This is a genomic window from Amycolatopsis sp. NPDC058340 (genome assembly GCF_042723975.1).
In the GTDB taxonomy this organism is placed as follows: Bacteria; Actinomycetota; Actinomycetes; order Mycobacteriales; family Pseudonocardiaceae; genus Amycolatopsis.
Window position 1 is genome coordinate 40,557 of record NZ_JBHXIB010000054.1, and the last position, 11,338, is coordinate 51,894.

Below are 11,338 nucleotides of genomic sequence, written 5' to 3' on the forward strand. Positions count from 1 at the left end.
CACTCACCGGCGTCCGCGGGGACGACCGGATGTGCCGAATCGCCCACCCGGGGGCCCGGCCGACGCGAAAAGAGAGCGGGGGACCTTTGCTACCACTCTCCAGAAGAGAGTGGTAGCAAAGGTCCCCCGCTCCCGGTTTCAGGACCCAGCGCGCTACTTGCGCTTGATCATGCTCCGCACCTTCTTGATGGTCTGCTCGAAGTCGGAGTCGAACGGGTTGTCGTGCACCAGGTAGGTCCACGTCGTGTTCGCCCGCCGCACGCCCGCGTCACCGAGGTCGATCCCGTTCTCGGTGATCTCGGCCTCCTCGAGCGTCTTCGCCGCCCGCTCGGCCGCCTCCGGGATGATCTTGTGGAACTCGGGGATCGCCGCGCGGTGGAACTCGTCGATCGGCGTCTCCCGCGCCAGCGCCCGCAGGTGGATGCTCTCCCGCACGTCGGTCAGGAACGCCAGGTGGTCCGACCACAGCTGGTCGATGTGGAACAGCAGCACCTCGCGGCACAGCTGTTCGACGCGGGCCTCGTCGTCGACCTTCTCCGAAAGCTCCTTGAACTTCTCCGGGTGCGCCTTCTCCAGCACCTCCGCCGCGTGCGCCGTCCGCAGCACCTTGTCCCGGTGCTCCAGCAGCTCGCCGCGCTGCCGCTCGATCAGCCGCGTGTAGCGCCAGGTGTTCCGGTGGATCTCCAGGTCGACACCCTCGGCGACGCGCTGCGCGTGGTTGATCTGCCGCAGCGCCGCCGGGTCGACGATCTCGCCGCTGCCCACGTCCGAGCTGATGCCCTCGGGGATGTCCGGCGCGTTCGACAGCACGAGTTCGTCGTTCAGGCTGGCGAAGAACACCGCGCTGCCCGGGTCACCCTGCCGTCCGGACCGGCCGCGCAGCTGGCCGTCCAGCCTGCTCGACGGGTACCGGGCGGTGCCGATCACGTGCAGGCCGCCCAGTTCGACGACCTCGTCGCGGCCGTCGCCGTCCTTGCCGCCCAGCCGGATGTCCGTGCCTCGGCCGGCCATCTGCGTCGAAACGGTGACCGCGCCCTTCTTGCCAGCGTCGGCGATGATCGCGGCTTCCTCGGCGTCGTTGCGCGCGTTGAGCACGACGCATTCGAGGTCGACCTTCGCCAGCTTCTCGGCCAGCTCTTCGGACTCGGCGACGTCCTGGGTGCCGACGAGGATCGGCCGACCGGTCTCGTGCACCCGCCGGATCTCCTCCTCGATCGCGCGAAGCTTCTGCGACGGCGACCCGAAGATCCGGTCCTCCTGGTCTTCGCGGATGTTCGGCGTGTTCGGCGGGATGACCGCGACCTCGAGCTTGTAGAACTCGCGCAGCTGCTCGGCGACCGCGACCGCGGTACCGGTCATCCCCGCGACCTCGGGGTAGCGCGCGAGCAGCGCCTGCACGGTGATCGAGTCGAGGATCTCGCCCCGGTCGGTCGCCTTGACCTGCTCCTTCGCTTCGACGGCGGCCTGGAGGCCGTCCGGCCAGCGCTGCAGTTCCGCGACACGGCCGCGCGCGGCGTTGATCAGCTGCACCTTGCCGTCGCGCACGAGGTAGTCGACGTCGCGGGTGAGCAGCGCGTGCGCGTGCAGCGCCACGTTCACCGCGGGCAGCCTGTCCGAGCCCGTCTCGTCGTAGAGGTTGATGTCGTCGCCGAGGGCCTTCTCGACCACCGAAGCGCCGGCCTTGGTCAGCCAGGCGTTGCGGCCGTCGGCGTCGGTCTCGTAGTGCAGCCCGAGCCGCAGGCGCCGGACGATGTTCGCGACCTCTTCGTCGGCGTCGGTGTGGTCGATCGAGCCGGCCATCACCAGCGGCACGCGGGCCTCGTCGACCAGCACGGAGTCCGCCTCGTCGACGATCGCCACTTCGGGCTCGCGCTGGACGAGGTCCTCTTCGCGGGTCACCAGGCGGTCGCGGAGCACGTCGAAGCCGATCTCGCTGACGGCGCCGTACGTGACCTCCTTCGCGTACGCCTCGCGGCGCTCGTCGCGGGAGTGCGCGGGCTCGACCCAGCCGACGGAGACGCCGAGCAGGTCGTAGATCGGGCCCATCCACTCCGCGTCACGACGGGCGAGGTAGTCGTTCACCGTGACGACGTGGACGTGCTTCCCACGCAGGGCGTACCCCGCTCCGGCCAGCGCGCCGGCGAGCGTCTTGCCCTCACCGGTCTCCATCTGCACGATATGTCCGCTGAGCAGGCCCATCGTGCCCAGCAGCTGGACATCGAAGGCACGCTCGCCGAGCGCACGCCGCGCGGCCTCGCGACCGAGCGCGCAGACCTCGATCAGCTGGTCGTTGCCGAAGGAAGCGGCGTCGCGAAGCTTGCCGGCCCGCTCTGTCAGCTCCTCGTCGGAGAGCTTCTCCAACTCGGGCTCGAGCTTCTCGATGGCCGGCAGCAGCGCTTCGTAGCGGGTCAGCTCGACGCTGCCCGGCCGCTGGATGATCCGGCGCAGCTTCTTGCCCACCCGGCTGATCAGTGCTGCCACCCCTGTGCTCCCGTCTGTTCTTCTGCCGTCCGCACTCGTACCACCAACGCGGTGGTGGTGCGGTCGAGTTCCACGGCCGATGGCACGATCCAACCGTGTCCACTCATGTCAGCGCCAGGTCCCGTGCCCGTCGATTCGCCGCGATCACGCTGTCCGGCCTGCTCGCGGTCACCGTCGCCGCGTGCTCGTCGGGAGAGGGTAGAACCCAGCCGCCGCCTCCGGCCACCGAATCGCACGCTCCGACCGGACCGGTGCCCGCCGGACTCGAGAAGTTCTACGGACAGAGCCTGACCTGGGCCGACTGTGCACCCTACGCGACATCCGATGACGCGAAAGCGGCGTTTCGAGTGAAGGACGCACAATGCGCCCGGCTCACCGTCCCGCTCGACTACGCGAAGCCCGAAGGCGACTCGATCACGCTCGGCCTGCTGCGCCGGAAGGCGCTGGATACCGACGAAAGGATTGGGGCGCTCGTGGTCAACCCGGGCGGGCCAGGCGCCTCCGGGATGCAGGCCGCGGCCGGTCTCGCCTCCCGGACGGCGACGAACGAGCTGGGCAAACGCTTCGACATGGTCGGTTTCGACCCGCGCGGCATCGGCGCGAGCCAGCCGCAGGTCCGCTGCCTGACCGATGCCGAACGCGACGCGGACCGCGCGGACGACGGCGAGACCGACGGCTCACCCGAGGGAGTGAAAAAGCAGGAGGCCGAGTCCCAGGACTTCGCGGCGAAGTGTGCCGAGCGGACCGAACACGGCGCCGCGATGCTCGCGAACCTGGGTACGCGTGACGTCGTCAAGGACATGGACATCCTGCGTTCCGTCCTCGGCGAGCCGAAGCTGAACTACCTCGGCTACTCCTACGGAACGCGGATCGGGTCCGCCTACGCCGAGGCGTTCCCGGCGAACGTCCGCGCGCTGGTGCTCGACGGGGCCGTCGACCCGGAGCAGGACGCGGTGGAGTCGCTGGTCGCGCAGGGGCAGGGCTTCGGCAAGGCGTTCGGGGAGTTCTCGAGCTGGTGCGCCGCGCGTGAGGACTGCGCTCTGGGGCGCGACGCCGCCGGCGTGACGAAGGCGTTCCAGGACCTGGTGCGGCCCCTGATCGACTTCCCGGTGCCGGTCAGCGACGGCCGGAAACTGTCGTACGAGGACGCGACGACGGGCGTGATACAGGCCCTCTACCAGGAAGATCTCTGGGAACCGCTGAATACCGCGCTCAACGACCTGAAACGCCAGCGCGGTGACGGACTGGAAAAACTGGCCGACCTCTACAACGAGCGTGGCGCCGACGGCCGCTACGGGACGACGCAGGACGCCTTCGTCGCGATCCGCTGCGTCGACGACCCCCGGGTCACCGACCCGGCGAAGATCCTCGACGCGCAGAAGCGGTACGCGCAGGCGGCGCCGTTCCTCGACGACGGCAGGCCGGACGGAGCCGCGCGTGACTCCTGCGCCTTCTGGCCGGTGCCGAACACCTCGGAACCGCACCTGCCGAACGTCGAGGGCCTGCCGAAGACGCTGGTCATTTCGACGACGAACGACCCGGCGACCCCGTATCAGGCGGGCGTCAACCTGGCGAAAGCGATCAAGGGAGCTTTGCTCACGTTCGAGGGCAACCAGCACACGGTGTTCCTCCAGGGCGTGTCGTGCGTCGACCAGATCGGCATCGACTACCTGGTGAACGGCGCCCTGCCGGACGAGGGGACGCGCTGCGCCGCCAAGTAACGAGTTCGGCGCGAAGGGCCCTGAGCGGCCGGGACGCTGCGAAGATCGCGAGATGAGCCTTCGCCGCGTCCCGGCCGCGCTCGTTGTCGCCGTGCTGGTCGCCTCGTGCACGACGCAGCAGCCACAGCCCGCTCCGCCGGCGACCACCACCACGGCGTCACCGACTCCGGATCCGAAGGCGCTCGAGAAGTTCACTGAGCAGAAGCTGGCGTGGGGCGCATGCGCGTCCTTCACGGACAAGGCGTTCGACTGCGCGAAGCTCACCGTGCCGCTCGACTATCTGAAGCCGGACGGCGAGACGATCTCGATCGGGCTCCTCCGCCACAAGACGAAGAACTCCGGCAGGCGGATCGGCTCCCTCGTGCTCAATCCGGGTGGCCCCGGTGGCTCGGGCGTCTCGGCCGCGGCGCGCATCGCGAAGTCGCGGCCCGCGGCGGCGCTGGCCGAGCGCTTCGACATCGTCGGATTCGATCCGCGTGGGGTCGGGACCAGCGAGCCGAAGCTCGTCTGCCTCACGGACGCCGAACGCGACGCGGACCGCGCGGAAGATTCGGAGAGCGACTCGACACCCGCCGGGATCGCGAAGCAGCTCGCCGACGCCAAGGCGTACGCCGCGAAGTGCGCCGAGCGCACAAAGCACGGCACAGAGCTGCTCGCCAACATCGGGACCAGGGACGTCGTCCGCGATCTCGACGTCCTGCGCTCGGCTCTCGGCGACGAGAAGCTCACCTACCTGGGCTTTTCATACGGCACACAGATCGGGACCGCCTATGGCGAGGCCTACCCGGACAATGTGCGGGCGCTGCTCCTCGACGGCGCGGTCGACCCCGAACTCGACACCGCCGAATCGCTGGTCACGCAGATGGCGGGCTTCCAGAACACGTTCGCCGAATTCGGCAAGTGGTGCGCGGCACGCACGGATTGCGCGCTCGGCCGGGACGCGGGCGGGGTGACGAAGGCGTTCCAGGACCTGGTCCAGCCGCTGATCACCGGCCCGGTGCCCGCGGGGAGCCGCCGGCTCTCGTTCGAGGACGCCATCACCGGGACCAGCGCCGCGCTGTACTCACAGGACGCGTGGAAATTCCTCAACGACGGGTTCGCCGAGCTCAAGCGGGGGAGTGGCAAGACACTGGTCGCGCTCGCCGACAACTACTACGGCCGCGAGTCGGACGGGCGGTACACAGGCATCCTCGACGTGTACTTCGCCGTCCGTTGCGTCGACAGCACGCGGATCGCCGACAGGCGCGTCATCGACGACGCTCACCGGCGGATGCTCCAGGGCGCACCGTTCCTGACCGGCGGCACCCCGGACATGAGCGAACTCGACATCTGCTCGGTGTGGCCGGTGCCCGCCACGTCGGAGGTGCACCAGCCGGACGTCGACGGCCTGCCGAAGCCCCTGATCATCTCGACCACCGACGACCCGGCGACCCCGTACGCGTCCGGTGTGAACCTGGCGCGGGACCTCAAGGGAGCTTTGCTCACGTTCGAGGGCGCGCAGCACACCGTCTTCCTCGACGGCAACGAGTGCGTCGACAGGGCGGGCCTCGCCTACCTGATCGATGGGGAACTACCCGCCCCCGACACCCGCTGCTCCTAGAAGTGGGAGCAAGGGACCTTTGCTACCACCAGCCCGCTGACCAGGCATTTCCCGCCAAAAGCGAGCAAGGGACCTTTGCTACCGCCCGGCCCCGACCACCACCGCGTTATGCCTGGTCAACGCAAGTTCCAGCATCACCGCGAAGTCCTGCGGGCTCGTCGGCGGCACCTGCAGCCACACCCGCACCAGCCGCCGCGGCTCGTCACGCGAAATCCACAGCTTCACGAACACGTCCGACTTGATCTCCGGCACGATCCCGCCGATCACCGCGGCCGGCACCTTCGCGGCGATCCGGAACGACTCGGTGTCCTGCACCCGCTCCCACCGCTCGCCCCGCAAATCGGTCGCCCCGGTCAGCAGCCGCCGAAGCCCGCCTTCAGGCCCGAGCATCGCTTCAGGCGTGTACGGCGCCGAAGCCGGCAGCACCTGCTCCCCATCGGGCCCACTGAGCGTGACCTCCGAGCCCGACAGCCGGTACTCGACCTTCCTCCGTCCGGAGTTGTCCTGCAGGTCGGCCTTACCGACCGCACCACCCTCCAGGCTGACCTCGCCGTCGAGCCCGCGCACCGGCAGCCCCTTGACGACGCCGTTCACCCCGAGCGTGAACCGCACGCTGCGCAACGAGACGAGGGAGTCGGCCGCCGCGCTCACGTAGTCCTGGGCAGGCGGCAACGGGGGCGAACCCGCGCAGCCGCCGATGAGCCCGATCGTGAGCAGCAGCGCCGGCACAAGGTGACGGCAGCGCATGGTGAGACCCTATGGCCTTGGCCCGAATCTTTCGCACAGTGTCCTTCCAGCCGCTTCCGCCGGAAGCCGTCGCCGATGACGCTGTACCCGTGCAACCTCAGACCCGTCTCCATCGCGCGTGGTTCGTCGCCGCCGCCGCGTTCATCGCCCTGCTCGCCGCCGCCGGTTTCCGCGCGGCCCCAGGCGTGCTCATCGACCCGCTTCACAACGAGTTCGGCTGGTCGCGCGCGACGATCGCGTCGGCAGTCTCTGTGAACCTCGTCCTCTACGGACTCTTCTCGCCCTTCGCGGCGGCTCTCATGGAGCGCTTCGGCATGCGACGCGTCGCCTCGACGGCGTTGTTCGTCGTCGCGATCGGCGCGGGCGGCACGGTGTTCATGAACGCGAGCTGGCAGCTCATCCTCTGCTGGGGCGTGCTGGTCGGCGTCGGCACCGGCTCGATGGCGATGAGTTTCGCCGCCACGGTCGCCGCCCGCTGGTTCGTGCGCAGCCGTGGCGTCGTCACCGGCGTCCTCACCGCGGCGGGTGCCACCGGCCAGCTGATCTTCCTGCCGATCGTGGCGAACCTCGCCGTCGACGAAGGCTGGCGGACGGCGTCGCTCGTCATCGCCATCGCCGCACTGGCCGTCGTCCCCGTCGTTCTCCTGGTGGTCCGCGATCACCCGTCCGACGTCGGAACGACCGCTTACGGTGCGGAGCCAGGCGAAGCCGCTCCCGTCGCTCGCACGGGTGGTTCCGCCCGCCGCGCGCTTTCGGTCCTCGGCTCGGCGGCGCGCACGAGGACGTTCTGGCTGCTCGCCGTCGGCTTCGCGATCTGCGGCGCCACGACGAACGGCCTGGTCAGCACTCACTTCGTGCCCGCGGCGCACGACCACGGCATGCCGCAGACGACCGCCGCCGGCCTGCTCGCCCTCGTCGGCATCTTCGACGTCGCCGGCACGATCGCCTCGGGCTGGCTCACCGACCGCGTCGATCCGCGAATCCTGCTCGGCGTCTACTACGCCCTTCGTGGCGTTTCGCTCGCTCTGCTCCCGCAACTGTTGAGCGGAACGGTGGAACCGAGCATGTGGGCGTTCATCGTCTTCTACGGACTCGACTGGGTGGCGACCGTTCCGCCCACGGTCGCGCTCTGTGTCCGGCAATACGGCGCCGCGGGACCGATCGTCTTCGGCTGGGTCTTCGCCAGCCACCAGCTCGGAGCGGGTCTCGCGGCCTTCGGCGCAGGCGCGATCCGCGACGCGTCGGGCAGCTACGCGCTCGCTTGGTACATCGCCGCGAGCCTCGCAGTGATCGCTTCGGTCGCTTCGCTGTCGATCACCAAGGCGGCCAAGCCCGAGCCGGTTCTCGTGGCGTGATCCACCACTTCCGGTCGATCGGCGCGTCGCGAAACATGTCGTTAACACGTTCTCGTTAGGGTGCGGCCATGGATCGCCAGCAGGAGTTCGTGCTCCGTACCTTGGAAGAGCGCGACATCCGTTTCGTCAGGCTCTGGTTCACGGATGTGCTGGGGTTCCTCAAGTCCGTCGCGGTGGCGCCCGCCGAGCTCGAGGGCGCCTTCAGCGAGGGGATCGGCTTCGACGGATCGGCCATCGAAGGTTTCGCGCGCGTCTACGAGTCGGACATGGTCGCGAAGCCCGACCCGGCCACCTTCCAGGTCCTCCCCTGGGAGACCCCGGACGGCGGCCCGTACTCGGCGCGCATGTTCTGCGACATCGCGATGCCGGACGGCTCCCCGTCCTGGGCGGACCCCCGGCACGTGCTGCGCAGGCAGCTCTCGAAGGCGGGCGAAGCGGGTTTCACCTGCTACGTCCACCCCGAGATCGAGTTCTTCCTGCTCTCCAACCTGCCGGACGACGGCAGCGAGCCCGAGCCCGCGGACAACGGCGGCTACTTCGACCAGGCCAGCCACGCGACCGCGACGCACTTCCGCCGTCACGCCATCGAGACGCTCGAGGCGATGGGGATCTCGGTCGAGTTCAGCCACCACGAGGGCGCGCCCGGTCAGCAGGAGATCGACCTCCGGTACGCCGACGCGCTGACCATGGCCGACAACGTGATGACCTTCCGTTACGTGGTCAAGGAGGTCGCACTCACCCAGGGCGTCCGAGCGACCTTCATGCCGAAACCGTTCACCGATCAGCCGGGTTCCGGGATGCACACCCACGTGAGCCTGTTCGAAGGTGATCGCAACGCCTTCTACGACGCGGAAGACCCGTACGAGTTGTCCGCGACGGGCAAGGCCTTCGTGGCGGGGCTGCTGCACCACGCGAAGGAGATCTCGGCGGTCACCAACCAATGGGTGAACTCCTACAAGAGGCTGATCAGCGGCAGCGAGGCCCCGACGACCGTTTCGTGGGGCCGCGCCAACCGCTCCGCCTTGGTCCGGGTGCCGATGTACTCGCCTGGCAAGGCGTCGTCACGCCGCGTGGAGATCCGCACGCTCGACTCCGCGTGCAACCCCTATCTGGCGTACTCGGTCATCCTGGCCGCCGGTCTCAAGGGCATCGAGAAGGGCTACGAGCTCCCGCCTCCCGCCGAGGACAACATCTGGCAGCTCTCGGACGCCGAGCGCCGCGCGGCCGGGTACGCCCAGCTCCCGCAGAACCTCGGGGAGGCGCTGGCGGAGATGGAGAAATCGGAACTTCTGCCCGAAGCGCTCGGAGAGCACGTTTACGACTTCTTCCTTCGCAACAAACGTGTTGAATGGGATAACTACCGCAGCGCGGTGACCCCGTACGAGCTGCGGACCCTGCTTCCGGTTCTCTAGACGAAGGAGACCTGATGGTGCGGCGGCCGGTGTTCGGAGTTCTGACGGCGCTGGTCGCCGCGACGATCGCGGCGAGTGCCGCACCAGCGGCCTCCGCCGCGGGAAAACCACTCGATCTCGACGTCGCCGACATCCCCGCGCTCCAGGCCCGGATGTCCTCCGGACGGCTGACCGCGGTCGGCCTGGCCTCGGCTTATCTCGACCGCATCCACAAGGTCGACCGGAAGGTGAACGCGGTCATCGCGGTCAACCCGGCCGCGCTCGCGCAGGCCGCGGAGAGCGACATCCGGCGCCGTGCCGGCAAGACGCGGGGACCGCTGGACGGCATCCCGATCCTGGTGAAGGACAACGTCGACACCCGCTCCCAGCAGACGACGGCAGGGTCGCGCGCCCTGCGCAGCAAGCCCGCGAAGGACGCGACTCTGATCCGCCGCCTGCGCGACGCGGGCGCGGTCGTCCTCGGCAAGGCGAACCTGTCCGAATGGGCGAACTTCCGCGCCGCCAAACCCACTTCCGGGTGGTCGGGCGTCGGTGGGCAGACGAACAACCCGTACGTGCTCGATCGCAACCCGTGCGGGTCGTCCGCCGGATCCGCCGCGGGGGTCGCCGCGTCACTCGCCCAGGTGGCGATCGGCAGTGAGACCGACGGCTCGATCGTCTGCCCGGCGGGGATGACCGCGACGGTGGGCCACAAACCGAGCCTCGGCCTGGTCAGCCGCACCGGCGTGGTGCCGATTTCGGCCGAACAGGACACCGTCGGCCCGATGGCCAGGCACGTCGTCGACGTCGCGCTTACCCTGTCCGCGCTCCAAGGCCGCGACCCGAGCGACCCCGCCACCGGCACGTACCCGCCGAATCAGCCGACCGACTACGCCGCGCACCTCCGGCCCGGCGTCCTCAAGGGCGCCCGGATCGGGCTCTGGCGCCTGCCGATCCTCGGCCCGGACGTCGACGCGGTGATGACGAAGACCAAGAACTCGCTGGTCAAGGCAGGAGCCGAGGTCGTCGAGGTGACTCCGCCGTACCAGGCGAGGCTCGGCGAACTGGAGTTCCCGGCCCTGCTCACCGAGTTCCACCGCGACATCGATCGCTACCTGGCCACGCGCCCCGAAGGCCCGCGCGACCTCGCCGCGCTGATCGCCTACAACCGGTCCGACCCGCTGGAGCAGACCTGCTTCGCCGGACAGGAACTCTTCGAACAGGCGCTCGCCGCGCCCAGCCCGTCCGACCCCACCTACCAGGCCAACCGCCGCGAACTCACCGACCTGGCGAAACGCTCGATCGACGAGACCCTCGCGAAGTACCGACTCGACTCGATCGCCGCGCCCACGAACCCACCCGCCTGGAAGACCGACTGCAAGACCGGCGACAACGACGTGATCCCGTCGTCGACGCCGGCCGCGGTCTCGGGCTACCCGGCGGTGACCGTGCCCGCCGGTTTCGTCGGCGAGCTCCCGGTCGGGGTTTCGTTCATGGCGGGGCAGTGGACGGACGCCCGAGTGCTCGCCTACGCGGCCGACTTCGAACGCGTCGTCCCCGCACGCGAACCGCCTCGCTACCTGAAGACCCTCGGATGACGGGGATTTGTACGGGCTGACCTGCGGCGATGTCGTTAAGTGACCCCCCTGTTTTCGGGGGGTTCCGGGGCATGTAATCTTCTCTTCGTCGCCAGGAACACCGGGCCGCCGGGGCCGAAAGCCCCGAGGTCAGGCGCCAGGGCCGAGCGGGTTGACACCGCGAACCGGACCAGGTAACGTTCAGCGTCGGCCCACGAGCGGCCGCCGACCCCCTACGACTAAGACCGTAGGATTCGGCATGCTCGACCAAAAAGCTTGTGAATATCGCTTTGAAACAAAGCGTGTTGCTTGAGAACTCAACAGTGTGCTAGTGAACTAAGCCAGTAGAGCTTATGTATTTGAACCTCGTATTGAGGTTCCTTTGAGAGCATTAAACATGCCTCGATCAAATTTGACATTGTTGGAGAGTTTGATCCTGGCTCAGGACGAACGCTGGCGGCGTGCT

At 68.8% G+C, this 11,338-nt stretch carries 7 protein-coding genes; 5 read left to right on the forward strand and 2 right to left on the reverse strand.

The window, feature by feature from the left end; all coding sequences use genetic code 11:
• Positions 1-153: 153 nt before the first annotated feature.
• Positions 154-2,481 carry an accessory Sec system translocase SecA2 gene (gene secA2 / locus ACFWIW_RS35635; protein WP_378372490.1) on the reverse strand — a complete coding sequence of 776 codons (2,328 nt, stop codon included), beginning with the start codon at positions 2,479-2,481 and terminating at the stop codon, positions 154-156.
• A gap of 149 nt (positions 2,482-2,630) precedes the next feature.
• Between secA2 and ACFWIW_RS35640 the strand changes: the two genes are divergently transcribed.
• The gene (locus ACFWIW_RS35640) at positions 2,631-4,202 is read left to right on the forward strand and encodes an alpha/beta hydrolase (protein WP_378372497.1); all 1,572 of its coding nucleotides are present in this window, start codon (positions 2,631-2,633) and stop codon (positions 4,200-4,202) included.
• A 52-nt stretch (positions 4,203-4,254) separates the two neighbouring features.
• Positions 4,255-5,802: an alpha/beta hydrolase gene (locus ACFWIW_RS35645; protein WP_378372491.1), complete on the forward strand. Its 1,548-nt coding sequence runs from the start codon at positions 4,255-4,257 to the stop codon at positions 5,800-5,802.
• A 78-nt stretch (positions 5,803-5,880) separates the two neighbouring features.
• Here the strand turns inward: ACFWIW_RS35645 and ACFWIW_RS35650 are convergent, their stop codons facing one another.
• On the reverse strand, positions 5,881-6,549 hold the full coding sequence (locus ACFWIW_RS35650) for an LppX_LprAFG lipoprotein (protein ID WP_378372492.1): 669 nt from the start codon (positions 6,547-6,549) through the stop codon (positions 5,881-5,883).
• Positions 6,550-6,638: 89 nt separating this feature from the next.
• Between ACFWIW_RS35650 and ACFWIW_RS35655 the strand changes: the two genes are divergently transcribed.
• From ACFWIW_RS35655 to ACFWIW_RS35665, 3 genes are all read left to right on the forward strand, one after another.
• Positions 6,639-7,904 (forward strand): MFS transporter, encoded by a 1,266-nt coding sequence (locus tag ACFWIW_RS35655; RefSeq protein ID WP_378372493.1) that lies wholly within the window; start codon positions 6,639-6,641, stop codon positions 7,902-7,904.
• 68 nt (positions 7,905-7,972) lie between these two features.
• On the forward strand, positions 7,973-9,316 hold the full coding sequence (gene glnA / locus ACFWIW_RS35660) for a type I glutamate--ammonia ligase (protein ID WP_016331613.1): 1,344 nt from the start codon (positions 7,973-7,975) through the stop codon (positions 9,314-9,316).
• A 14-nt stretch (positions 9,317-9,330) separates the two neighbouring features.
• Positions 9,331-10,893 carry an amidase gene (locus ACFWIW_RS35665; protein ID WP_378372494.1) on the forward strand — a complete coding sequence of 521 codons (1,563 nt, stop codon included), beginning with the start codon at positions 9,331-9,333 and terminating at the stop codon, positions 10,891-10,893.
• The last annotated feature ends 445 nt before the right edge of the window (positions 10,894-11,338 follow it).

Coding starts and splice junctions, on each gene's coding strand:
- ACFWIW_RS35665 (WP_378372494.1), top strand. CDS start 9,331: ATGGTGCGGCGGCCGGTGTTCGGAGTTCTGACGGCGCTGGTCGCCGCG.
- glnA (WP_016331613.1), top strand. CDS start 7,973: ATGGATCGCCAGCAGGAGTTCGTGCTCCGTACCTTGGAAGAGCGCGAC.
- ACFWIW_RS35650 (WP_378372492.1), bottom strand. CDS start 6,549: ATGCGCTGCCGTCACCTTGTGCCGGCGCTGCTGCTCACGATCGGGCTC.
- ACFWIW_RS35645 (WP_378372491.1), top strand. CDS start 4,255: ATGAGCCTTCGCCGCGTCCCGGCCGCGCTCGTTGTCGCCGTGCTGGTC.